Annotated in this window: 12 protein-coding genes; 8 read left to right on the top strand and 4 right to left on the bottom strand. The window is 70.2% G+C overall.

Features of this window, described 5'->3' with window-relative positions; genetic code table 11:
* Positions 1 to 39 precede the first annotated feature (39 nt).
* From ACRWNM_RS25495 to ACRWNM_RS25475, 5 genes are all read left to right on the top strand, one after another.
* Positions 40 to 1,638: an amidohydrolase gene (locus tag ACRWNM_RS25495; RefSeq protein WP_431970608.1), complete on the top strand. Its 1,599-nt coding sequence runs from the start codon at positions 40 to 42 to the stop codon at positions 1,636 to 1,638.
* A 2-nt stretch (positions 1,639 to 1,640) separates the two neighbouring features.
* Positions 1,641 to 3,332, top strand: a complete 1,692-nt coding sequence (lnt, locus tag ACRWNM_RS25490) for an apolipoprotein N-acyltransferase (RefSeq protein ID WP_431970636.1) — start codon at positions 1,641 to 1,643, stop codon at positions 3,330 to 3,332.
* Positions 3,333 to 3,708: 376 nt separating this feature from the next.
* On the top strand, positions 3,709 to 17,400 hold the full coding sequence (locus tag ACRWNM_RS25485) for an amino acid adenylation domain-containing protein (protein WP_431970607.1): 13,692 nt from the start codon (positions 3,709 to 3,711) through the stop codon (positions 17,398 to 17,400).
* A gap of 16 nt (positions 17,401 to 17,416) precedes the next feature.
* Entirely contained in the window at positions 17,417 to 18,409 is a 993-nt protein-coding gene (locus tag ACRWNM_RS25480) for an ATP-binding cassette domain-containing protein (RefSeq protein ID WP_431970606.1), read from the top strand.
* A 143-nt stretch (positions 18,410 to 18,552) separates the two neighbouring features.
* On the top strand, positions 18,553 to 19,356 hold the full coding sequence (locus ACRWNM_RS25475) for an ABC transporter permease (protein WP_431970635.1): 804 nt from the start codon (positions 18,553 to 18,555) through the stop codon (positions 19,354 to 19,356).
* A gap of 68 nt (positions 19,357 to 19,424) precedes the next feature.
* On the opposite strand, the gene ACRWNM_RS25470 is transcribed toward ACRWNM_RS25475, so the two are convergent.
* Positions 19,425 to 19,760 (bottom strand): RNA polymerase-binding protein RbpA, encoded by a 336-nt coding sequence (locus tag ACRWNM_RS25470; RefSeq protein WP_067791875.1) that lies wholly within the window; start codon positions 19,758 to 19,760, stop codon positions 19,425 to 19,427.
* Positions 19,761 to 20,024: 264 nt separating this feature from the next.
* Between ACRWNM_RS25470 and ACRWNM_RS25465 the strand changes: the two genes are divergently transcribed.
* The gene (locus ACRWNM_RS25465) at positions 20,025 to 20,348 is read left to right on the top strand and encodes a hypothetical protein (protein WP_068061705.1); all 324 of its coding nucleotides are present in this window, start codon (positions 20,025 to 20,027) and stop codon (positions 20,346 to 20,348) included.
* Between the two features lie 99 nt (positions 20,349 to 20,447).
* Here ACRWNM_RS25465 and ACRWNM_RS25460 read toward each other — a convergent pair whose 3' ends face one another.
* Complete coding sequence (locus ACRWNM_RS25460; RefSeq protein ID WP_431970605.1) at positions 20,448 to 21,497, bottom strand: hypothetical protein; 1,050 nt, start codon at positions 21,495 to 21,497, stop codon at positions 20,448 to 20,450.
* A gap of 228 nt (positions 21,498 to 21,725) precedes the next feature.
* Positions 21,726 to 22,421 (bottom strand): M23 family metallopeptidase, encoded by a 696-nt coding sequence (locus tag ACRWNM_RS25455; protein ID WP_431970604.1) that lies wholly within the window; start codon positions 22,419 to 22,421, stop codon positions 21,726 to 21,728.
* Between the two features lie 183 nt (positions 22,422 to 22,604).
* Here ACRWNM_RS25455 and ACRWNM_RS25450 point away from each other — a divergent pair, with 183 nt between their 5' ends.
* Entirely contained in the window at positions 22,605 to 22,922 is a 318-nt protein-coding gene (locus ACRWNM_RS25450) for an ArsR/SmtB family transcription factor (protein ID WP_431970603.1), read from the top strand.
* Between the two features lie 4 nt (positions 22,923 to 22,926).
* On the opposite strand, the gene ACRWNM_RS25445 is transcribed toward ACRWNM_RS25450, so the two are convergent.
* The gene (locus ACRWNM_RS25445) at positions 22,927 to 23,901 is read right to left on the bottom strand and encodes a glycosyltransferase family 9 protein (protein ID WP_431970602.1); all 975 of its coding nucleotides are present in this window, start codon (positions 23,899 to 23,901) and stop codon (positions 22,927 to 22,929) included.
* A 196-nt stretch (positions 23,902 to 24,097) separates the two neighbouring features.
* On the opposite strand from ACRWNM_RS25445, the gene ACRWNM_RS25440 reads away from it, so the two are divergent.
* Complete coding sequence (locus ACRWNM_RS25440; protein WP_431970601.1) at positions 24,098 to 24,511, top strand: VOC family protein; 414 nt, start codon at positions 24,098 to 24,100, stop codon at positions 24,509 to 24,511.
* The last annotated feature ends 12 nt before the right edge of the window (positions 24,512 to 24,523 follow it).

The following is a 24,523-nucleotide window of genomic DNA, read 5'->3' as shown; positions in this document are numbered from 1 at the left end:
GTGATCGACCGAATCCGGCATACGGCAGACTGGTGACCCGTGGGTACCCAGTTGCTGATCGGCGGTCGTTTCTACAGCTCTAGTTCACCGGACGCGACCGCGATGGCGGTCAGCGACGGCATGGTGGTGTGGCTCGGCGCCGAGCGGCCCGGCCGCGCGTTGCACCCGGACGCCGAGATCATCGACCTGGACGGCGCGTTCGTCGCGCCCGCGTTCGTCGAGCCGCACGTGCACGTGACGGCACTCGGCCTGAAACTCACTGGACTCGACCTGTCGGGCGCGCGGTCGCTGGCCGACTGCCTCGCGGCGGTGCGCGAGCACGCCGCCGCGCGGCCGCACGGCGCGATCCTCGGCGACGGTTGGGACGAGACCCGCTGGCCCGAGGGCCGCCCGCCGACGATCGAGGAGATCGATGCCGCGGTGGGCCCCGGCCGTCAGGTGTATCTGGCCCGGGTGGACGCCCATTCGGCCGCGGTGTCCTCGGCGCTGCTGAACGCCGTGCCCGCGGTGACCTCGGCGGCCGGGTTCACCAGGGGTGAGCCGCTGCGTGGTGCGGCGCACCACCTCGTGCGCGCCGCGGTGCTCGGCGGTCTGGACCGCGCGCGGCGGGACGAGGCGCGCCGCGCGGCGCTGGACGCGGCGGCCGCTCACGGCATCGCGGCCGTCCACGAATGCTCCGGACCCGATATCGCGGGCCGCGACGACGTGCGCGAACTGCTGGAATTCGAGCACGGGGTGGAGGTCCGCGCCTACTGGGGCGAAGCCGTGACCAGCGCCGAGCAGGCCAAGACCCTGGTCGCCGAGCTCGGCGTGCACGCGCTCGGCGGCGACCTGTTCGTCGACGGGTCGCTCGGCTCGCGCACCGCCTGGCTGCGCGAGCCCTACGCCGACACGCCCGGGACGGGTATCGGATATCTGGACGTCGACGCCATCGCCGCGCACCTGCGAGCGTGTACCGCCGCGGGCATCCAGGCAGGCTTCCACGTCATCGGTGACGCCGCCATGGACGCGGCGGTCGCGGGCTTCCAACGGGTCGCCGACGAGCTCGGCGGTCCGGCCGTCGCTTCACGCGGACACCGCGTCGAGCACGCCGAGATGGTCGACGCCGAGCAGATCGGCAAGCTCGCCTCGTGGGGCGTGATCGCCAGTGTCCAACCGGGTTTCGACGCGACATGGGGCGGTACGGACGGCATGTACGCGGCCCGGCTCGGCGCCGAGCGGGCCGCCGCGCTGAATCCGTTCGCGGCCATGGCCGCCGCCGGTGTGTCGCTGGCCATCGGCTCGGACGCGCCGGTGACCGAGCTGAACCCGTGGCAGGCCGTGCGCGCCGCCGTCGACCATCGCACGCCGGGCCACGGCATCTCGCCGCGCGCGGCCTTCGCGGCCGCCACGCGCGGCGCCTGGCGGGCGGGCGGCGTGCGCGACGGCGTCGCAGGCACGCTCGTTCCTGGCGCGCCCGCCTCGTACGCGGTGTGGGAGGCCGACGATCTCGTCGTCGCCGCGGCCGCCGATTCGGTGCAGCGCTGGTCCACCGATCCGCGCTCGCGGGTACCGGGATTGCCTCCGCTGGAACCGGATTCGGCGCTGCCCCGGTGCCTGCGCACCGTGCACCGCGGCGCCACCCTGTTCGAGGCATGACGATGCCCGGCCTCGCGCGCACCGGCGTCGCTCCGGAACAGTTTCGCGGCGTAGCGGCGCGTGTCGTGGCCGCGCTGATCGCGGGACTGCTTCTCTTCGGCAGCTTTCCGCCGCGGCCGTTCTGGTTCCTCGCGCCGGTCGGCATCGCCGTACTCACCGCGACGGTCCGCGGCGCGGGCAGCCTGCGCGGCGGCTTCGGCTACGGAATGCTCGCGGGGCTCGGCTTTTTCGTGCCGCTGCTGCCATGGACGGGAATCTACGTCGGACCTGCGCCGTGGCTGGCGCTGTCCACCGCGTGCGCGGTCTACCTCGGACTGTTCGGCCTGCTGACCAACCTGATCGGGCGGCTGCCCGGCTGGCCGCTGTGGGTGGCGCTGGCCTGGGTGACGGCCGAATGGATCCGCTCCAGCTTTCCGTTCGGCGGATTCCCCTGGGGACGGCTGGCTTTCGGGCAGGCGGACGGTTGGTTCCTGTCGCTGGCCGCGGTCGGCGGCGCGCCGCTGATCGGCTTCGCGGTGGCGCTCACGGGCACCGGGCTCGCGGCGCTGGTCGAACGGCTGGCGATGGCGCGCCAGGCGGCGAAGGCCGCTGCGGGCGAGCGGAACTCGGCGGGCGAGGCCGTGGGCAGCGACTCGGCGAACTCGGCTAGATCCCGGGCAGGTCTCGCATCGAGGACCGGAATTATCACCGCGGCAGCGACTTTGGCTATCATGCCGATCGCCGGAGTGATCCTCCGGTCCGCGCTGCCCGCCCCTGACGACGGTGACCGGACGATCACGGTCGCCGCGATTCAGGGCAGCGTGCCGCGGCTCGGACTCGACTTCAACGCGCAGCGACGGGCGGTGCTGGACAACCACGTCCGGCGCACCGAGCAGCTGGCCGACGAGGTCGCCGCGGGGCGGGTGCGGCAGCCGGATGTGGTGATCTGGCCGGAGAATTCCTCCGACATCGACCCGCTGCGCAACGCCGACGCCGCGGCGCTCATCACGCGCGCCTCCGAGGCGATCCACGCGCCGATCCTGGTGGGCGCCGTGCTCGTGAACGGCGATCGCACCACAACGAATTCGGTGATGGTGTGGAACGGCGCGGCCGGCCCTGGGGACCGGCACGACAAGAAGATCATCCAGCCGTTCGGCGAGTACCTGCCGATGCGTTCCTTCTTCCGGCTGTTCTCCGAATACGCCGACCGGGCAGGCTATTTCGTGCCGGGTGACGGGGACGGCGTGGTGCGCGCCGACGGCGTCGACATCGGCGTGGCGACCTGTTACGAGGTCGCCTTCGATCGGGCCTTCCGCGATTCGATGCGGGCCGGAGCGCAACTGCTCACCGTGCCGACCAACAACGCGACCTTCGGCGACAGCGAGATGACCTACCAGCAGCTGGCCATGTCCCGTGTACGCGCGGTGGAGCACGGCAGGGCGCTGGTCGTCGCGGCGACCTCCGGTGTCAGCGCGATCGTCACCGCCGACGGCGCGGTGCCGCAGCAGACCGATCTGTTCGTGCCCGCGGCCCTCGTCGCGGACCTGCCGTTGCGCAGCAGCACCACATTGGCTACTCGAATCGGCGCCACACCGGAATGGGTCTCCGCTATCCTGACCGCTGCCGCCGTCGTTGTTGCATGGTCCCGCCGGCGGGGGTCGCGGTCTGTCTACGCGACCGACCAGGGTTTTTCGGTCGACCAATCGGTCGGCTGACCTGGATAACGATCTCATCGACAACCGAACATCCGGTCTTTTCCGGGACAGGCGAGACCTCCGTAGCCTGTTCGTGATGTTGCGTGCCGTTTGCTGGCGTGACTCGCGAGGTCGATCCTGTCCGCGGCGTCAGCCGTCGGACCTCGGTGTTTCCGGTCCGCGACGCCGCTCGCCGCAAAAGTTTGCGGAAATGTAGCTGACCAAAAAGACGTTCTGCCAACGTCGTTCGATGTGAAACAAATCCAATACGTCGGCCATCCGGCATCTGGGGTGCTCCGAATCATAGGGCGTGGATCACACGTCCTACGGCTCGCGCGTGCGTGCCCGCCGTGGGGGGTCGGGGAGTTGCGTCAGTTGCGGCAGAACGGAGTGATGAATGAGTTCATTGGCCACCGATCGCGTCGACCAATGCACTTCGGGTGAATTTTCGGCACAACCGTTCGCTCTCTCCCCAGCGCAGACGGCCCTGTGGTATGCCCAGCGGATTCGGCCCGACGTTCCCTTGACGATCGCCCAGTACCTCGAGATCCATGGGGATCTCGACATCGGGTGCCTGCTCTACGCGATCGAACGTTTCGGTGCCGAGACCGAGGTCGGGCACGTACGGATGGCGGAGATCGACGGTGTTCCGCACCAGATGGTCGACTGGTCCCGCCGTCCCGGCTGGGGCCGCGTCGACATGCGCGACCAGCCCGATCCGCGCGGCGCCGCACTGCGCTGGATGACCGAGCACGCCAGCTCTCCCATCGATCTGGAACGCGATCCACTCACAACTAACGTGGTGCTGCGCGTCGGCGAATCCGAGTACTACTGGTACTCGCGCGGGCATCACATCGTGATCGACGGCTACGGCGCGATGAACGCGCTGACGCGGACGGCCGAGATCTACACCGCCGTGCAGAATCAGACGGAGCCGTCGGTCTCGCGCGCGACGGGGCTGGAACAGATCTACGCCGACGAGTCGGCTTACCGCGAGTCCAACCGGTTCCGCACCGACCGCGACTATTGGCGCGAGCAGCTCTCGGACGCGGGCGGGCCGCTCAGCCTGTCCCAGGTCGCGGTGACCACCTCGACGCCGGATCCGGGCAGGCGCCTGGCCATGGGCATGCTCGACGATCACGCCGATACCACCATGACCGCGGCGATGGCGGCGTTCGACACGAACAACTCGACGCTGTTCGTCGCGGCGCTCGCGTGCTACGTGCGCTCGGTGACCGGCGATTCGGACGTGGTGCTGAGCCTGCCCGTCGCGGCGCGGACGACCGTCGCGCTGCGCCGTTCGGCGGGCGTGCTGTCGAACGTGGTGCCCATCCGCCTGCGGTTCGACGCCGACACGACCGTCGGAGACGTGGTGCGCTCGACGGAGCTGCAGATCACCGGCGCGTTGCGGCACCAGCGCTACCGGCACGACGACATCCGGCGCGACTGCGGCTATTCCAGGGACGCGCGCGGCTTCTTCGGGCCGATGGTCAACATCATGCTGTTCCACAACGAACTGAAGTTCGGTGATCTGACCGGCTCGCTGCACGTGCTCGCCACCGGACCGGTGGAGGACCTCTCGATCAACCTCTACAACGGCGAGGCCGGGCACATCCATGTCGACTTCGAGGCCAACCCGCGGCTGTACGGCGACACCGAGGTCGTCATGCACCACGGTCGCTTCCTCGACTTCCTCGGCAAGTTCCTGGCGTCCGAGCCGGCGACCGCGGCGGAATCGCTGTGCGCCCTCACCGACGCCGAACGCGATCTCGTGCTACGCGACTGGAACGCCACCGAGGCGCCGGTCCAGGACGACACGCTGGCCGGGCTGTTCGCCGATCGCGTCGAGATCTCCCCGGATGCGACCGCGCTGGAGTTCGAAGACCGTGTGCTGACCTACCGCGAGCTCGACGAGCAGGCCAATCGATTGGCGCGGCTGCTCATCGCCCGCGGCGCGGGCCCCGACACGGTGGTCGGCCTCTGCCTGCGGCGCAGCATCGAGCTGATCGTCGGCATGTACGCGATCGTCAAGGCAGGCGCGGCGTATCTGCCGCTGGACCCCGATCATCCGGCCGATCGCATCGACGGCATCCTCGCCCAGGCCGAACCCGTGTGCCTGATCGGCGCCGAGCGCGACGGGCTCGCGTTGCCGCTGCGCACCCCGGTGCTGACGCTCGACACCGTCGATCTCTCCGGTTTCGACGCCGCGCCGATCACCGACGCCGACCGGAAGGCGCCGCTGCGCCCCGAGCACTTGGCCTACGTCATCTTCACCTCGGGATCCACCGGAAAGCCCAAGGGCGTCGGGGTATCCCACGCGGCCATCGTGAACCGGCTGCGCTGGATGCAGCACGAGTACTCGCTCGACCACACCGACGCGGTGCTGCAGAAGACCCCGGCCACCTTCGATGTCTCGGTCTGGGAGTTCTTCTGGCCCCTGCAGATCGGCGCGCGTCTTGTGATCGCCGCGCCGGACGGCCACCGTGACCCGGCGTATCTCGCCCGTGTCATCGCCGAAAAACGCATCACCACCGCGCATTTCGTGCCGTCCATGCTGTCGGTGTTCGTCACCGACACCGATGTGCGCCAGTGCGGCTGCCTGCGCCGGGTGTTCTGCAGCGGTGAGGCGTTGCCCGCCGCGATCATCCGCGATTTCCACGGGGTGCTGCGCGGGACCCAGCTGCACAACCTGTACGGGCCCACCGAGGCCGCCGTCGACGTCACCTACTGGCCGTGCCCGGAGGAGCCGGGGACCGTGCTGATCGGCTCGCCGGTCTGGAACACCCAGACCTACGTGCTGGACAGGCAGTTGCGGCCGGTGCCGCCGGGTGTCGTGGGTGAGTTGTACCTGGCAGGAGTGCAGCTGGCGCGCGGCTATCTCGGTCAGCCGCGGCTGACCGCCGACCGCTTCGTGGCCAACCCGTTCACGCCGGGGGCGCGCATGTACCGCACCGGCGATCTCGCCCGCTGGCAGCTGGAGCCGGCGGCGGACGGCCGGGGCGTACTGGAATACCTGGGCCGCACCGACTTCCAGGTGAAGATCCGCGGCCTGCGCATCGAGCTCGGCGAGATCGAGGCCGCGCTGCTCGACGACGATCACGTCGCGAGGGCGGTCTGCATCGCGCACGCGGGACGCGCAGGCGACGAGCTGGTGGCCTATGTCGTCGCGGCGCCCGGCGCCGACTTCGAACGCCTGGACACCGCGACACTGCTGGCCGCGCTGCGGCGCACCCTCCCCGCCTACATGGTGCCTTCTGCGCTGATCGAGCTCGACGAACTGCCGCTCAGCGCCAACGGCAAGATCGACCGCAAGGCGCTGCCGGTGCCGACGCTCGTCGCCAGGACGATGCCGGTCACCGCCGCGCCGCGCACCGAGGTGGAGCGGGCGCTCGCCGCGATCTTCAGCGAGGTGCTCGGCACCGAGGCGATCGGGCTCGAGGACGGTTTCTTCGATCTCGGCGGCAACTCGCTCATCGCCGCGCGCGCCGTGGCGCGGATCAACGTCGCGCTCGGCACGGCGCTGACCATCCGTGACCTGTTCGAGGCCTCCACGGTTGCCGCGCTCACCCAGCGTTTCGCCTCGCACACCCCGGACACCAGCTCGCCGCGGCTGGTTCCCGCCGAACGGCCGGAACGGATTCCGCTGTCGCTGGCCCAGCAGCGTCTCTGGATTCTGAACCGCTTCGCCGAGCACGCCGCCGCCTACAACATGCCGCTGGCGGTGCGCCTCGACGGACCGCTCGACCACGCGGCGCTGCGTGCGGGCCTCATCGACATGATCGAGCGCCACGAGAGCCTGCGTACCACCTTCCCGGAGAGCGTCGACGGTCCGTACCAGCTGATCCACCCCGCGACGGACATCCCGCTCACCCTGGATCCGATCGACGCCGTCGGTGCCGACGTGACCGAGCTGGCCACCGAATTCGCCGGGTACGGCTTCGATCTGCGCAGCCAGGCCCCGATCCGGGTCGCGCTGTGGCAGACCGGCCCGCAGCAGCACGTGTTCCTGATCGTGCTGCACCACATCTGCGGTGACGGCTGGTCGGTGATTCCGCTGGCCGACGACCTCATGACGGCGGTGGCGGCGCGGGTCGACGGCGTCGCCCCGCAGTGGACGCCGCTGCCGGTGCAGTACGCGGATTTCTCCCTCTGGCAGCGCGAGCTGCTCGGTGACGAGGACGATCCGGCCAGTGCGCTGAGCCGTCAGCTGACCTACTGGCGCTCGGCGCTGATCGGGCTGCCCGATCAGCTCGATCTGCCGCTGGACCGCCCGCGCCCGCTGCGTCGCTCCACCGCCGGCGGCCGGGTCGCCTTCACGATCGCCGCCGAAACCCGCCGTGCCGCAGCGGAACTCGCCGCGACCCGGGGCGTCAGCATGTTCATGGTGCTGCACGCGGCGCTCGCGACGCTGCTGGCCCGGCTGTGCGCGAGCACCGACATCGCCGTCGGCACCCCGATCGCCGGGCGTTCCGATCCGGCGCTCGACGACCTCGTCGGCATGTTCGTCAACACCCTGGTGCTGCGCACCGAGGTGGATCCGGCGGCGGGCTTCGACCGCATGCTCGACGTGGCCCGTGAGACCGACCTCAACGCGTTCGCCAACGCCGATGTGCCGTTCGAGCGGTTGGTCGAGGTGGTCAACCCGGAGCGGACGGCCGCACGGCACCCGCTGTTCCAGGTGATGCTCTCCTACGACGGCACGCCGGAGCTCGCCATCGATCTGCCGAACGTGACGGCCCGAGTGCTGCCGCTCGCGTCCGACATCGCCAAGTTCGACCTGCAGCTCGAGGTGCACGACAGCTTCGGCGAGGGACCGCTGGCCGCCGAATTCGGTTACGCCAAGGACGTTTTCGACGAGCGCACGGTGGAGTGGTTCGCGCGGCGGTTCGTCGCGCTGCTCACCGCGGCGGTCGCGGCGCCGCAGCGGCCGGTCGGCGACATCGACATCCTCGATCGCAAGGAATCGGCCAACCTGGTGCCGATCGCGGCGGCGCCCGCCGAGCCCCAGATCTCGCTGGCCCGCCTGCTCACCGCCACCGCCGAGCGACTCCCCGATTCGGTCGCGGTGCGCTACCTCGGGCAGGACACGACCTACCGTGAGCTCGACGAGATGTCGAACCGCTTGGCGCGCGTGCTGATCGAGCACGGCGCCGGGCCCGAGGTCGTGGTGGCCATCGCGCTGCCGCGCAGCCTGGACTCGATTGCCGCCATCTGGGCGGTCGCGAAAACCGGTGCGGCGTATGTGCCCATCGATCCCGGGTACCCGGCCGAGCGGATCGGGCACATGATCGCCGACTCCGGCGCGATTCTCGGCCTGACCATCCCGGAGTGCTTGGCCGCCATGCCCGAATGGCCCGCACCGCGCGGGCGGCACCGCAAGTCGTACGTGGACTGGCTGGTGCTCGGCTCGACGGAACTGGCCGACGAATGCGACGACCAGTCCACCGCGCCGGTCACCGACGTCGACCGCTACCACCCGCTACGGACCAGCCACCCGGCGTACCTGATCTACACCTCGGGCTCCACCGGCATACCGAAGGCCGTCGTGGTGACCCACGCGGGTATCGCGTCGCTGGCCAGCGAACAGACGCATCTGTTCGGCGTCACGGATTCCGCACGCACACTGCACTTCTCGTCGCCCAGCTTCGACGCCTCGGTGCTGGAACTGCTGCTCGGCTTCGCGGCAGGCGCGACGATCGTGATCGCGCCCGCGGGAATGTACGGCGGCGCGGAGCTGGCGGAGCTGCTGCGCACCGAACACGTCACGCACGCGTTCATCACCCCCGCCGCGCTGGCCACCGTGCCGGACGAGGGACTCGACGAACTCGAGGCCGTGATCGTCGGCGGCGAGGCGTGCTCGGAGGAACTCGTGACGACCTGGTCGGCACGGCACCGCATGCACAACATGTACGGACCATCCGAGGCCACCGTCGCCGCGACCGCGTCCGGCCCTATGGCCGCGGGACGTCCGGTGCCGCTCGGCATGCCGGTGCGCGGCATGCGCCTGTTCGTGCTCGACGCGCGCCTGCACCCGGTGCCGCCGGGCACGCCCGGCGAGCTGTACCTGTCCGGCCCCGGCTTGGCCCGCGGTTACCTGGGACGTTACGGCCTGACGGCGCAACGCTTCCCGGCGAACCCGCACGGCAGGCGCGGCGAAAGGATGTACCGCACCGGCGATCTGGTGGTCGCCGACTTCGGCGGGCGCCTGCGCTTCCTCGGCAGGGCCGACGACCAGATCAAGATCCGCGGCTTCCGCATCGAGCTCAGCGAGATCGATCACGCGTTGCGTGCGCATCCCGGGGTGAGCTTCGCGCTGACGCTGGTGCACACCGGCGAGCACGGCGACCCGCGGTTGGTGTCGTACGTGACGGCGGAACGGGACGCCGCGTCCGTCACGCCGGCCGCGATCCTGGAGACCGCGCGGCAGCGGCTGCCCGGCTACATGGTGCCCGCCTCGGTGATGGTGCTCGACGAGCTGCCCGTGGCGCCGACCGGCAAGCTGGATCGAAAGGCCTTGCCGCAGCCGGTGTTCGCGGGCGCGGGTCCGTCGAGGGCGCCGCAAACCGAGGCCGAGATCCGGGTGGCGGGCGTGTTCGGCGCTGTGCTCGGGCATCCGGTCCAGGGCGCCGAGGACAGCTTCTTCGACATCGGCGGCACGTCGCTGCTCGCCACCCGGCTGGCGGCCGCGCTGCACGAAGAGTTCGGCGTCGACCTGCCGGTGCGGACGCTGTTCGAGGAGCCGACGGTCGCCGCCGTCGCGCTGCGGATAGCGGAAGCGCCCCGGACGCAACGGGTGCCGCTGGCTGTTCACACCCCGCGTCCGGGACGCATCCCGCTGTCGCTGCCGCAGCAGCGACTGTGGTTCCTCAATCGATTCTCGCCCGAATCCAGCGCCTACAACATCGCATTCGTCATTCGAATCGACGGCGATCTGGATGTGGCGGCGCTGCGCGCGGCCCTCACCGATCTGGTGGAGCGGCACGAGGTGCTGCGCACCGTGTACCCGGAGGACAGCGGCGGCGCCCAGCAGTTGGTGCTGCCGATCGGCCGGGCACTGCCCTCGGTGGAGCCGATCGCGGTCGACGAGGCGGCAGCGAAGGACGCGCTGCGCGTGCTCGCGCGCGGCGGCTTCGACTTGACCAGGGACACGCCGCTGCGAATCGTGTTGCTGCGCACCGGCGCCGAGCGCTATCAGCTCGGCATCGTGCTACACCACATCGCGGCCGACGGCTGGTCGCTCGGCCCGCTGACCCGCGACCTCGCGATGGCGTACGCGGCGCGCCGCGACGGCCGGGTGCCGGGCTGGGCGCCACTTCCGGTGCAGTACGCCGACTTCGGGCTGTGGCAGCGGGCCTCCCTCGGCGACGAGAACGACCAGGACAGCGTCGCGGCCGCTCAGCTGGCCTACTGGCGCGACGAGCTGGCCGAGCTGCCCGCCGAGCTGCCGCTGCCGTACGACCGGCCGCGGCCCCTCGATCCCACCCAGCAGGCGGGCACCGTGCGGTTCACCGTGCCGGAGCCGGTCCAGCGCGCGCTGGCCGAGCTCGCGCGTGCGCAGGGTGTCAGCCTGTTCATGGTGCTGCGCTCGGCGCTGGCCGTGCTGCTGCGGTTCGTCACCGGCGGGCGCGACATCGTCATCGGCACACCGGTGGCGGGCCGCACCGATACCAAGCTCGACGAGCTGGTCGGCATGTTCGTGAACACCATGGTGCTGCGCTCCGATGTGGATCCGGACCGGCCGTTCGTCGCCCAGCTGCGCGCCGACCGCGACACCGAACTGAGCGCGATGGCCAACGCCGACGTGCCGTTCGAGCGCGTCGTCGAGGAGCTGGGCCGCGCCATGGGCGTCGGAGCGAACCGTCCGATGTTCCAGGTGGCGCTGACCGTTCAGGACGGCCCCACGCCGACCCTGGAGCTGCCCGCGTTGGCGCTGAGCGCCGAGGAACTCGACATCGCGCGCGCCAAGTTCGATCTGGAACTGCGGGTCGCGACCCGCGACAACGGCGCGCGCGCCTTCGAATTCGTCTACGCGGCAGAACTTTTCGATGCCTCGACGGTCGAGACGCTTGCCGATCGTTTCCTGCGCGTGCTGGCCACGGTCAGCGCGGACCCGCGCATGCCGGTGCGGGCGATCGATGCGCGCACCGAAACCGAGCGCAGGCTGCTCGGCCCGGCGACCGGCGGGGCGACCACCCCGCAGCTCACCTTGGCGGACTACTTCACCGCCACGGCGCGACGGCACGCGCGGCGCGAAGCGGTGCGGTCCGGCGGTATCGCGTTGACCTACGCCGAGCTCGACCGTCTCTCGAACCGACTGGCCCGTGCCCTCATCGGGCGCGGACTCGGCGCGGGCGATCGGGTCGCGCTCGGCCTGACCCGTTCCATCGAATCGGTGCTCACCGTGCTCGCGGTCGCCAAGTCCGGCGCGGCCTTCGTGCCGGTCGACCCGAACTACCCGGTGGATCGCGTCCGGCACATGCTGATCGACTCCGGCTGCCAGGTCGGCGTCACCGTGTCCACGCACGCCCAACGGCTGCACGCGGCGACCGACGACACGGTAACGATCGACGGCACGGGGTCCATCGACGGCACGGTGTCGACCGACTGGCTGCTGCTCGACGACCCGACCCTGATCGCGGAGCTGGATCGATGGGACGACAGCACGATCGAGGAGTCCGAGCGGCTGCGTGCCGTGCCGCTGACGGAGCTGGCCTACATCATCTACACCTCGGGCTCGACCGGTAAGCCGAAAGGCGTCGCGGTCACCCACGGCGGAGTCTCGAACTTCGCCGACGAGGTCAGGGACCGGATGCGGGTCGACGCGAACGCGCGGACGCTGCACTTCTCCTCGCCCAGCTTCGACGCCGCCGTGTTCGACCTGCTGCTCGCGGTGGGTTCCGGCGCGACCATGGTGATCTGCCCGCCGGACATCTACGGCGGCGACGAGCTCGCCGCGCTCATGGACCGCGAGCGGGTCAGCCACACCTTCATGACTCCCGCGGCGCTGGCCACCATCGACAGCGAACGCTGGCCGCTGCCGCACCTGCGCTCTCTGATGATCGGCGGCGAGGCGTGGGGACCGGAACTGGTCGACCGGTGGGCGCCGGGACGGCTGATGTTCAACGGCTACGGCCCGACCGAGACCACCGTCGTCGCCACCGCGAGCGAGGTGGCCGTCGGCGCGCCGATCACCATCGGCACGATGGTGCGCGGCGCGCGGGCCATGGTGCTCGACGATCGGCTGCGGCCGGTGCCGGTCGGCGTGCCGGGCGACCTGTACCTCAGCGGATTCGGCATGGCGCGAGGCTATTTCGAGCGCTTCGGCCTGACCGCCGCCCGGTTCGTCGCCGACCCGTTCGGCCCGGCGAACGAGCGCATGTACCGCACGGGTGACGTGGTGCGCTGGAACGCCGACCACGACCTGGTGTACCTCGGCCGCAGCGACCATCAGGTGAAGGTCCGCGGATTCCGCATCGAGCTCGGCGAGATCACCGCCGCGCTGGGCACACATCCGAGTGTCCGCTTCGCGCACACCGAGGTCAGGCACATCGCGGGCGCGGACCGGATCGTCTCCTTCGTCCACCCGTCCGACGAGCGGGCAGGCATCGACGTCGACGCGGTGCGCGAGCACGTGGCGCAACAGCTGCCCGCGCACATGGTTCCGGTGAGCATCACGGTGCTGGACCGGATTCCGCTCACCCCGGTGGGCAAGCTCGACATCGCGGCGCTGCCGGAACCGCAGTTCACCGCCGTGTCCGCGGGGCGCGCGCCGGAGACCGAGTCCGAGAAGGTGGTCGCCGCGGTGATGGCCGAACTGGTCGGCGTGCAGACGATCAGCGCGACCGACAGCTTCTTCGAGATCGGCGGAAACTCGCTGCTGGCAACCCAGCTGGTGGCCCGGCTGGAGGCGGCGACGAACACCCGGCTGGAGGTGCGCGGCGTCTTCTCGTCGCCGACCGTCGCCGAGCTCGCCGCCATGCTCGACTCCGGTCCCGCGGGAACGGCCACGCGTCCCGAGCCGGTGCGGCGCGACCGGCCCGATCGGATTCCGCTCTCCGCGGCGCAGCATCGGTTGTGGTTCCTGAACCGGTTCAACGAGGTCGGCGCGGCCGCCGACGGGCCGGACCGCAGCGCGGGCGCCTACAACATTCCGGTCGTGCTGCGGATGCGCGGCAGGCTCGACGTCGACGCGCTGGTGCATGCGCTGCACGAGGTGCAGGCCAGGCACGAGTCGCTGCGCACGGTGTTCCCGGAGCTGGACGGCGAACCGGCCCAGGTCGTCCTCGACGAGGACGACGCCGCGGTGACCCTGTTCGTCGCGACCGTCACCCCGGACGCCGTCGACGACGCGGTGCGGCGTTTCGCCGAACCGGGATTCGACCTCGGCGAGACCGTGCCGCTGCGCGCGGCGCTGATCACGGTGTCGGACGAACCCGATCCGGACGGCATGGCGCCGCCTGCCGCCTCCACCGACAACGTCCTGGTGCTGGTCGTGCACCACATCGCCATGGACGGCTGGTCGCTGGAACCGCTGGCCGCCGACGTGGCCACGGCCTACCGCGCCGCCTGCGCCGGGCAGCAGCCGGACTGGGACGAGCTGACCCTGCAGTACGCGGATTACACACTGTGGCAGCGGGATACGCTCGGGGACGAAAACGATCCCGACTCCGTGCTGCGCCACCAGCTCGACTACTGGCGGACCACGCTGGACGGCGTCCCAGAGCTGCTGAGCGTGCCCGCGGACCGGCCGCGTCCGCCGGTGCCTTCCTATCGCGGCGGCACGGTGGAATGCGCGATCGACGCCGTCACCCACCGGGAACTGCAGACGGTGGCCACTACCAACAACGTCAGCATGTTCATGGTGCTGCACGCCGCGCTCGCGGTGCTGCTGCACCGGATGACGGCCACCGACGACATCGCCGTGGGCACGGCGATCGCGGGTCGCGGCCACCCGGCGCTGGACCGGATGATCGGCATGTTCGTCAACACGCTCGTGCTGCGCACCAGGATCGATCCCGACGCGCGGTTCACCGACCTGCTGCACGGCGTGCGCGACGCCGACCTGGACGCGTTCGCCCACGCCGACCTGCCGTTCGAACGGCTCGTCGAGGTGCTGAACCCGACCCGCTCGCAGTCGCACCACCCGATGTTCCAGGTCATGCTCTCGGTGCGGAACCGCCCGGTCCGGACACTGGAGCTGCCGGGGCTGCACATCGAGGCCGAGGACGGCGACACCGGGATCGCCAAGTTCGATCTGCAGTTCACCCTCACCGAGGAGCAGACCGCGCAGCGCGAGCCCGCAGGCCTCACCCTCGCGGTGAACTACGCCAGCGATCTGTTCGACGAGCGGACCGCGCACGGGCTCGGCAAGCGCCTGATGCGGCTGCTCTCGGCGATCGCCGCGACGCCGACCGCCGCGGTCGGCGATCTGGAGCTGCTCGACCCGGAGGAGTGGACCGGGCTGGCTCCGGTGCGCGGTATCGAAGCCGACCGCCCGATCGTCTTCCCCGAGGTCTTCGAGGCCGCGGCGAACGTCGACCGCACGGCGGTGGCGCTGCGTTCCGACGGCACCCACGTGACCTACGACGCGCTGGATCGCTGGACCAACCGGCTGGCCCGCGTGCTCATCGGCTGCGGTGTCGGACCCGAAACGCTGGTGGCGCTGGGGATTCCGCGCTCGGTCGAGTCGGTCGCCTCGGTGCTCGCGGTGGCCAAGGCCGGCGCGGCGTTCGTGCCGGTCGATCCGCTGTACCCGTCCGGGCGCATCACCCACATGCTCACCGATTCCGGTGCGGCGCTGGGCATCACGCTCGCCGAGTACCGCGAGGAGCTGCCCGACGGCATCGAGTGGATCGTGCTGGACGATCCGGACTTCCGCGCGGCCGTGCTCGCGGAATCGGACAACGCGATCGCGGACGAGGAGCGGGTGCGTCAGCTGCGGGTGGACAACCCCGCGTACGTGATCTACACCTCCGGCTCCACCGGCACCCCGAAGGGCGTCGTGGTGACCCACGGCGGCCTGTCCAACTTCGCCGCCGAGACCGCGGAGCGCTTCGACGTCCATCCCGGCAGCCGGGTCCTGCATTTCGCGACGCCGAGCTTCGACGCCGCGATGCTGGACCTGCTGCTCGCCCTCGGCGGCGCGGCGACGCTGGTGATCACGCCGTCCGGGGTGGTCGGTGGCGCGGATCTGGCACAGGTGTTCATCGAGGAAGAGATCACCCACGCCTTCATCACGACCTCCGCGCTCGGCACCGTCGACCCGACGGGCGTCACCGATCTGGCGCACGTGCTGGTCGGCGGCGAGGCGCTGCCGCCCGACCTGGTCACCCGGTGGGCGCCGGGCCGCAACCTGTACAACGTGTACGGCCCCACCGAGACCACCATCGTCACGGTGATCTCGCAGCCGATGGAGCCCGGCGGTCCGATCACGATCGGCGGTCCGATCCGCGGCGTCGCCGCGACCGTCCTGGACCACAGGCTGCACCCGTCGCCGGTCGGCGTCACCGGCGAGCTGCACCTGGCGGGCACCGCGCTGGCCCGCGGCTACCTGAACCGGTCGGGACTGACCGCGCAGCGGTTCGTCGCGAACCCGTACGGCAAGCCGGGCGAGCGCATGTACCGCACCGGCGACCTGGTGCGCTGGTGGTCCGGCGCCGCGGAGGGCGAGCACGAGATCGAGTACGTCGGCCGCACCGACCATCAGGTCAAGGTCCGCGGCTTCCGCATCGAGCTCGGCGAGATCGACACCGCGCTGTTCCGCCACCACGCCGTCGAGTTCGCCACCACCATCGGCTACCGCACGCAGGCGGGCAGCACGGCGCTGGTGGCGTATGTGAAGCCGCGCAACGGATCCGAGGTCACCGCGCGGGAGCTGACCGAGCACGTGGCCGGGCTGGTGCCGAATTACATGGTGCCGCAATCGATCATGCTCATCGACGAGGTGCCGCTGAGCCCGGTCGGCAAGCTCGACCGCCAGGCGCTGCCCGAGCCGGTGTTCAGCGCGTCCGGCGGCTACCGACCGCCGAGCAACCCCGTCGAGGCGGTGTTGTGCGCGGCCTTCGAGTCGGTGCTCGGCGTGGAGACGGTGGGCGCCGACGACGCCTTCTTCGAACTCGGCGGCAACTCGCTGCTGGCCACGAAGGTCGTCGCGCAGGTGCGTGCCGAGGGCATCGACCTGCCGGTGCAGGTGATGTTCGGCGAGGCGACGCCCGCCGCGATCGCCGCGCGGCTGACCGGCTCCGAGGGCGCCGCGGCCGCCATGGCCGGTGCGCTCGGGCCGGTGCTGCCCATCCGGCCGGTCTCCGCGAGGCGGTCGGCGCCGCTGTTCTGCGTCCACCCGGCGATCGGGTTGTCCTGGTGCTACTCGGGCTTGCTCGCGCACCTGTCACCCGACCGCCCGGTGTACGGGCTCCAGTCTCCGCACGTCGCGGGGGAGGACGGCTTCTCCTCCCTCGGTGAGGCCGCGGATTACTATGTGGCCCACATCAAGTCGGTGCAGGCCGAGGGGCCGTACCACCTGCTCGGCTGGTCGCTGGGCGGCCTCATCGCGCACGAGATCGCGGTGCGGTTGCAGGAGTCCGGCGACGAGGTGGCGCTGCTGGCGATGATGGACAGCTACCAGCTCTCCGACGAATGGCTCGAACACGCCATCCCGAGCGTCGCCGAGATCATCGCGGAGTTCGGCAGCGATCTGGGCGACGGCGACGACCTCGACCCCACGATGAGCCTGCTCGATGCGGCAGAACTGCTGCGCTCGCGGCCCGGTGCGTTCTCGGCGCTCACCATCGAGCACCTGGAACGGCTGTACGCGGGCTACGCCAACGGCACGGTGCTGGCGCACGGCTTCCGGCCGCGCACCTTCGACGGTGACGTGCTGTTCTTCACCGCCGCCGACGACGAGGTCAACCAGTCCGATCCGGCCAGGTGCGCCGCGGCGTGGGAGCCGTTCGTCACCGGGACCGTCCACGACCACGAACTGTTCTGCCGTCATTCGGCGATGACCGCACCCGAATCGCTCGCCGTGATCGGACCGGTGCTGAACCGGCATCTCGAGGGTGAAGCGGGCACAACGAAGGAGGATGCGTAGTGAGTGAGGTGCGGCCATGACTCTCGCGGTGGAAGTGCGCGGCCTCGTGAAGAGCTACGGCAAGGTCCGGGTGCTCGACGACATCGACCTGGAGATTCCGGCGGGAACGGTGATGGGACTGCTCGGCCCCAACGGCGCGGGCAAGACCACCACCGTCCGGATCGTGACCACCCTGCTGAAACCGTGCGCGGGTTCGGTGCGGGTGGCCGGGGTCGACGTGCTGCGCGATCCGGCGGGCGCGCGACGGCGGATCGGCCTGTCCGGCCAGTACGCCGCCGTCGACGCGAACCTCTCGGGTTACGAGAACCTGCGCATGGTGGCCCGGCTCTACGGGATGTCACCGCGCCAGGCCGCCACCAGAGCCACCGAACTGCTCGACGCGCTCGGCCTCGACCATGCCGCGCACCGCCGCGCGGGCACCTACTCCGGCGGCATGGCTCGCCGCCTCGATCTGGCGGGCGCACTGGTGGCCCGCCCCACTGTGGTGGTGCTCGACGAGCCGACCACCGGTCTTGATCCGCGCGGCAGGCTCGACATGTGGCGGGTCATCGGCGATCTCGTCGACGACGGCACCACCGTGCTGCTCACCACCCAGTACCTGGAAGAAGCCGATCTGCTCGCCGACCGCATCACCGTCATCGACCGCGGGCGGGTCATCGCGCGCGGCTCGGCCGACGAGCTGAAGACCTCGATCGGCGGCGACCGGCTCACCGTCACCTTGGCCCCCGGTCAGGAGGCGAAGCCCGCGATGAGAGTGCTCGCCCAGGTCGGCGTGGGCGAGCCGAGCCACGATATCGGCACCGAGGAGGTGACAGTGGTGGTCGGCGACGGCTCGCGCACGATGGTTCAGGCGTTGCGCAGGCTCGACGACGCAGGGGTGTGCGTCGTCGACGCGAGCGTGCACCGGCCGAGTCTCGACGACGTATTCCTGTCTCTCACCGGCACCCCCGCGCCCACGTCGGGCGCCGAATCGGAAACCGACGACGTACCCGAGGAGATCATGTCGTGAGTCAGCGACGCGAACCGACGACGACCAGCGCACGTGAGTGAGGTGACCCTGTGACGAGTGCATCGACCGTGGTACGCGAAGAGCTCGACAAGTCCGAGGAAGCCCCGCGGCAGCCGGAGCCGAAAGCGGCTGTGGCCCTGGAGATCACGCCTCCGAAGCTGCGGGTCTTCCGTGACAGCGCGATTGTCGCGCACCGCAATCTGCTGACCATCCTGCGGGTGCCGACGCTGCTGGTGACCGCGACGATCCAGCCGCTGATGTTCGTGTTCCTGTTCGCGTACATCTTCGGCGCCACATTGGGCGGCGGCCAGTACCGCGAGTTCCTGCTGGCCGGAATCTTCGCCCAGACGGTGGCCTTCAACGCCGCGTTCACCACCGTCGGCCTGGCGGGCGACCTGCAGAAGGGCATCATCGACCGGATGCGCACATTGCCGATGTCGCGGCTGGCGGTGCTCATGGGCCGCACGCTGTCGGATCTGGTGGTGAACATCCTGAGTTTGGCGGTCATGGTGGGTTGCGGCTACATCGTGGGCTGGCGTATCAACGGCGGAGTCGCCGACGCCGCCTTGGCCTTCGGAATCATCCTGCTGTTCGCGTTCGCGATGTCGTGGGTGGGCGCGGTCACGGGCCTGTTCTCGCCGACCGTCGAGGTGGCGCAGAGCGCGGGTCTGATCTGGTTGTTCCCGCTCAGCTTCATCTCCTCGGCGTTCATCTCCGCCGAGACGCTGCCGGGACCGCTGCGCACCATCGCGGAATGGAATCCGATCACCGCGGTCTCGGCGTCCGGCCGCAAGCTCTTCGAGAACGGGTCGCCGCCGTCGTTCGTGCCGCCGTCGGGCTGGGCGGCCGACCATTGCGTGGAATACGCGATCATCTGTTCGGTCGCGATCCTGGCCGTGGCGATGCCGTTGGCGCTGCTGCGCTACCGCAAGGTCGCCAGCCGCTGACACACCCCGCCGATGTCATGACAAAAGGCCGCCTCCCGAACGGGAGGCGGCCTTCGTAGTCTGCTGCGTCAGGCGCGGCGGCGGGTCTTGAGCAGTTCGAGGCGCTCCTTGAGCAGTTCCTCGAGCTCTTCCTTGCTGCGGCGCTCCAGCAGCATGTCCCAGTGGGTGCGCGGCGGCTTGACCTTCTTGGTCTCCTGCGTGGTGCCCTCGACCAGGATGCCCTCCTGGCCGTTGCGGCACAGCCAGGTCGGGGGGATCTCGGCGTCGTCGGCGAAGGGCACGTCGAACTCTTCGCCGTTGTCGGTGCGGTACCGGGCGATCCGACGCGGGGCCAGGTCGTGGTCGCGATCGGTCTCGTAGCTCACCGCTCCGAGCCGACTGCCCCGGAGTACGCGATCTGCCATGGTGTGCCTCTCCCTGTGTGCTCGAGTCTTGTTGCGCTGCGACCGTGCCCGGGCGAACGCGTCCTGCGCTCGCTGGACCTCTAGTGCAACGAACGGGCCTGCGTCAATAGTTCCCGATACGGCGACGGTGAACCGTTCCATTGTAGTCGGTGCCGAGGTAGTTGCTCGCCACGCGGGCGGCGGTGCGGTCGGCTGTGTTGCGGTCCGGCCACGGTGGGGGGTCTCCGGGCGCACCCCGCGGGCGACACACTAGTGTTCTGCCTCATGTCGCGCCGCTTGCTGTCCTGCCTGTGGTGTGGGCGGGAGATCGTCGAGTCGGAGGCCGGACGTCGTCGCCGGTACTGCCGCCAGTCCTGCCGCCAACGGGCCTACGAACACCGCAACAGCCTCAAAGGCACCGGTATTCCGGAAGACTCCGTGGTGCTCAGCGCCCAGGAGGCCGCCGACTTGGCGGACCGCTGGTTCGCGGCCCGCTGCGCCGCCGAGGACATCGCCACCGCGATCGGCGAAGGCGCCGACACCGACGAGCTCGCCTCCCTCAGCGCGACCCTCGTCACCTTGGCCCGCGAAGCGGAACGGCTGCGCTAGCTGGCCCACCGAACGTGGGCGGGATGACTTCGTCTCGGATGCCGATCGCCTGCGCTGAGAACGGGCGAACGGCTGTGGGCTGTCACGATGGCGTCCTCACTACACGGCTGTCTGTGCTTCGGCGACCAGTCGTCGTCCGTGTCGGCGGACGACGAGGGTCGCGCTGACGGCGAAGGCGGTGAGGCAGGCGTAGGACGTGAGGGTCGCGGCGTCGGGGTGGACGAGGGACTGGGCGCGCATCGCTTGCGCGAAGGTGACGGCCAACAGCCCGGTGTAGGCGAGGGCGAGGACGCCGATGAGGGCGGCCCGGATGGATTCGGGGCGCAGCCAGGCGTGGCGGCGGGCCAGGCGGGTGAGCAGGAACGTGGCCAGGAGCAGGATCTGGATGCCGTGCAGGCCGAGGAAGTGGGGGATGCGCAGGTCGCCGCCGATGGTGCTCCAGTGGGTGAGCGGCATGCCTTCGGCGGCGTCGCGGACCGCGCGTTCGGCGGCGGGGGCGTCCCGCAGCACGGTGTGCCCGGCCTCGAGTTCGACGACCCGTCCGTTGGCGTCGCGGACGAGTTGTCCGCCGGTGAATCCCATCAGATAGCCGAGGGCCATGCCCGCCACGGCCAGCGCGAGTCCGGCGTGGATGGCGCGCGCGGTGGGGCGATCGACCAGCCGCTGCCAGGACAAGATCAGCACGATCAGCAGGTTCGCGAAGAACAGGCCGGGTACGCCGGAGGCGAACACCGTCTGGCCGACGGAGTTGACCGGGTCGTCGGAGGAGTTGAAATGGCTGAAGGTGCCGCGGGCGGCCTGTAGCGCGATGAAGCCGACATCGAGCGCGCCGGTCACCGCGAACACCGTGCCGAGCCACCAGGTGGCGCGAGATCCTTTGTGTGGCAGGGACAACAGCCACGCCAGCGTGATCCCGTAGACCGCGAACGCGACCCCGAACTTGAAGGTCTTCAACCACACCGATTCCCCCAGCAGCGTGCGGTCGTCGACGACCATCGCGCCGAGGGAGAACACGGCCAGCGCGGTCATCGCCGCCGAAGACCACAGCAGCGGACCGTGCAGGCCTCGCACGCCGCGCGGCAGATCGAGCCAGGGACGCGGATCGAGGCGGTGGCGTCGGGTGACGGTGCGGAGCTCGGTCGTCGGCATGTCCCGAAAGTAGGTACCGGCGACGCCGGAACACGTCCCGCCGCAGCGCCATTCGCGTCTCGTACCGGAGTATCAGACGGCGCCGCCGCTCACCCCGGAGCGGGGGAGCGGCGAGCGGAAACGCACATGCCCGCGAACGGCGCTGTTCGCGGGCATGGCTGCCGGGAGTGACGACCGGCGGGGTTTCACGAGCCCCTCATCGTTGCTCGCGAAACCCCCGGGAGTGGATCACTCCTCGACGTGGCCTACATCGATGCCTCGGGCGGCGAGCCACGGCATCGGGTCGATCGGGCCGTAGGTGGGATCGTGCACTTCGTAGTGCAGGTGCGGTCCGGTGGACTGGCCACGGTTGCCGACGGTGGCGATCAGATCGCCCGCGCGGACCGGCTGGCCGACCTCGGCGAGGATGTCGTTGACGTGTCCGTAGACGCCGACGGTGCCGTCGTCCTGCTGGACCCGCACCCACAGGCCGAAGCCGGAGGCGGGGCCCGCCTCGATCACGACGCCGTCGGTGACGGCCGAGATGGGGGCGCCGAGCGGGTCACCGAAGTCGAGGCCGTTGTGCGCGGCACCCCATCGGCTGCCGAAGTTGGAGGTGAGTCGTCCGGCGACCGGGCGAACGGTCTTCGGGCGGGCGGCTTCCGCAGCTGCCGCGGCTTCCTGGGCGAGGCGGTGCTCTTCCCAGGCGGGGTCGACGACCTGGCCCTCGTCGGTGAACGCGGCATACTGGATGGCGCTCGAGTCGGCGGTGGCCTGGGCGGCGGCCGCGGGCGCGGCAGCCTGGTCATCGGGGTTGGCAGCGGCGAGGACGCCGAGAGTGGCGCCTACGGCGGCGGAGACAGCCACCGCACGGGTGGCGACACGGTGCCGGCGAGAGCGAGTCGCGCCGGGCCGAAGAGCGGATAACAGATCGGTCACGGGCATGACTCGAACGTAACGGACCGTGATAGTCGGTTCGTTATCTTGTGGCTACCATCACAGATCGGTAAAAGCCCAGCTCGTGTGTCACGAACCGATAACGACACGACGAGCCTCCGTTATCAACCTGCGGAAATTGGGTAATAGCCGATCTTGACCAGTTAATCGCTAGTTGATCACAATGTTTAAGTGGCGACTAACGGAGTCCGGGCCCTGGAGGCGCTGGCCGAGCCGACCAGGCGGGCGATTTTCGAGGCATTGCCGCAAGCGCCGAGGTCGGTGGGGGAGCTGGCCGAACTGGTCGGCGTGAGCAGCTCGGCGGTCTCCCAGCATCTGAAGGTGCTGCGGGCGGCGCGGCTGGTCATGGTGCGTCCGGAAGGCACCCGGCGGGTGTACACGCTCGACCCGCGCGGGCTCGGCGACGCGCGCGATTACCTCGACCAGTTCTGGCCGAGCGCGCTGGCGGCCTACTCGGCCGCGCTGAGCGAGGCGAGCGCCGAGGGGTGAGTAGTCAGCCGACCCGGCGATAGGTGGGGCGACGCGCCGCGGCCGAGTTGCGCTGGTTCAACTGCTTCTCGACAGCGCCGACGACGTCGGCTACTCCTATGCGCAACAGGCCCGGGTCGGGAGTGTCGGCATAGGGGTCGCCCGTCTGACCGGCCCACAGCACGATGTGCCTGGCGAGCAGGTGCGGCGGCGGACCGCCCCAGCGCGGCGGCGTCGGCCCGAACAGCAGCACCGTCCTGGTGCCGAAGGCCGTGGCCAGCCGTGCGACCCCGGTGTCGCCGCTGATCACCAGCGCGGCCTCGGCGACGGTGGCGGCGAGGTCGATGAGGTTCTGCTGACCCGCGAGCACGTTCGTCTGGGCGAGTCCGGCCCGCGCCGCGACGTTCAGCGCGATGTCGCGTTCGAATTCGTCGCCGGTGAGCACCACCTCGCGCCCGAGCACGAGCAGGTGCCGCACCACCGCGGCGAACCGGTCCGGCGGCCAGCGTCGCGCGGGCGCGCCCGCGCCGACGTGCACGACGACGCAGTCGCGGCGGCTGTTGGTGGACACGGGCGGCACCAGGCCCAGATTGCGGCGGTCGGCCACGATGCCGTCGGATTCGAGCAGATGACACCACCGCTCCACGTCGTGCATCTCCGGCTGCCAGTCCGGGCCTTCCAGCTCGGGAAACGCCGGGTTGCGGTAGGTCAGTATCCGTCCGGGGTCGGTCTTGACCAGTTCGACGATGCTCTCGGCGCTCGGCCCGTTCAGGTTCACCGCCAGCTTCGGCGACGGCCCGTCCCAGCGCAGCGCGCTCACGTCGGCGGTGGGCACCATGGTGTCCACCGACGTGATCAGGTCGATGATCGGTTTGAGGCGGTGTGGGGCGGCGAGCACGATCTGGTCGCTCGGCTCGGCGCGTCGCAGCGCACGAAGCGCCGGGACCGCGGTGAGCAGATCACCGAGTCCGCGTGCCTGCAGCACGAGTACAACCGCCACCCTCTTCTCCCTAGCAACCCGAGACTCACGAAATGCGACCCCCGCTCCGCAGGTGCTTACGGCGAGAGCCACTGAGGGATGACTTCCCATGCCGCGCGAGCGGTAAACGTGGACCGGGTCCAGCGTTATCTACGCCACTTTTCGCGGTGCGGCAGTACCCTCGCACGTGGCGGCAACGACAGCTAAGGAGCATCCGATGGTCTCCAAGCTCAATCCGTATCTCGGCTTCGGCGACAACGCGCGCCCTGCCCTCGAGTTCTATCGCGAAGTGTTCGGCGGCACCCTGGCGGTGAACACCTTCGGCGAGTTCGGCGACAAGGAATCGCCCGGCGCCGAACTGGTCATGCACGGCCAGCTGGAGACGCCGAGCGGGTTCACGCTGATGGCGGCGGACACTCCGCCCGGCATGGAATATCAACCGGGCAGCAGCATTTCGATCAGCCTCAGCGGTGACGACGGCGAGGAACTGCGCGGCTACTGGGACAAACTGATCGCGGGCGGCGTGGTCACCGTGCCGCTGGAGAAGCAGATGTGGGGCGACGAGTTCGGCATGTGCCGCGACAAGTTCGGCGTGGCGTGGATGGTGAACATCGTCGCGTCCGGGGACTGACCGGCGCCGCGC

It is taken from the genome of Nocardia sp. bgisy134 (assembly GCF_965341865.1).
GTDB lineage: Bacteria > Actinomycetota > Actinomycetes > Mycobacteriales > Mycobacteriaceae > Nocardia.
Note: the sequence above shows the minus strand (reverse complement) of the source record. Positions and strands in the feature narration are given on the sequence as shown.

Excerpts from the sequence above, each read along its gene's own strand:
- lnt (WP_431970636.1), top strand. The coding sequence starts at position 1,641 with ATGCCCGGCCTCGCGCGCACCGGCGTCGCTCCGGAACAGTTTCGCGGC.
- ACRWNM_RS25485 (WP_431970607.1), top strand. The coding sequence starts at position 3,709 with ATGAGTTCATTGGCCACCGATCGCGTCGACCAATGCACTTCGGGTGAA.
- ACRWNM_RS25480 (WP_431970606.1), top strand. The coding sequence starts at position 17,417 with ATGACTCTCGCGGTGGAAGTGCGCGGCCTCGTGAAGAGCTACGGCAAG.
- ACRWNM_RS25470 (WP_067791875.1), bottom strand. The coding sequence starts at position 19,760 with ATGGCAGATCGCGTACTCCGGGGCAGTCGGCTCGGAGCGGTGAGCTAC.
- ACRWNM_RS25465 (WP_068061705.1), top strand. The coding sequence starts at position 20,025 with ATGTCGCGCCGCTTGCTGTCCTGCCTGTGGTGTGGGCGGGAGATCGTC.
- ACRWNM_RS25460 (WP_431970605.1), bottom strand. The coding sequence starts at position 21,497 with ATGCCGACGACCGAGCTCCGCACCGTCACCCGACGCCACCGCCTCGAT.
- ACRWNM_RS25455 (WP_431970604.1), bottom strand. The coding sequence starts at position 22,421 with ATGCCCGTGACCGATCTGTTATCCGCTCTTCGGCCCGGCGCGACTCGC.
- ACRWNM_RS25440 (WP_431970601.1), top strand. The coding sequence starts at position 24,098 with ATGGTCTCCAAGCTCAATCCGTATCTCGGCTTCGGCGACAACGCGCGC.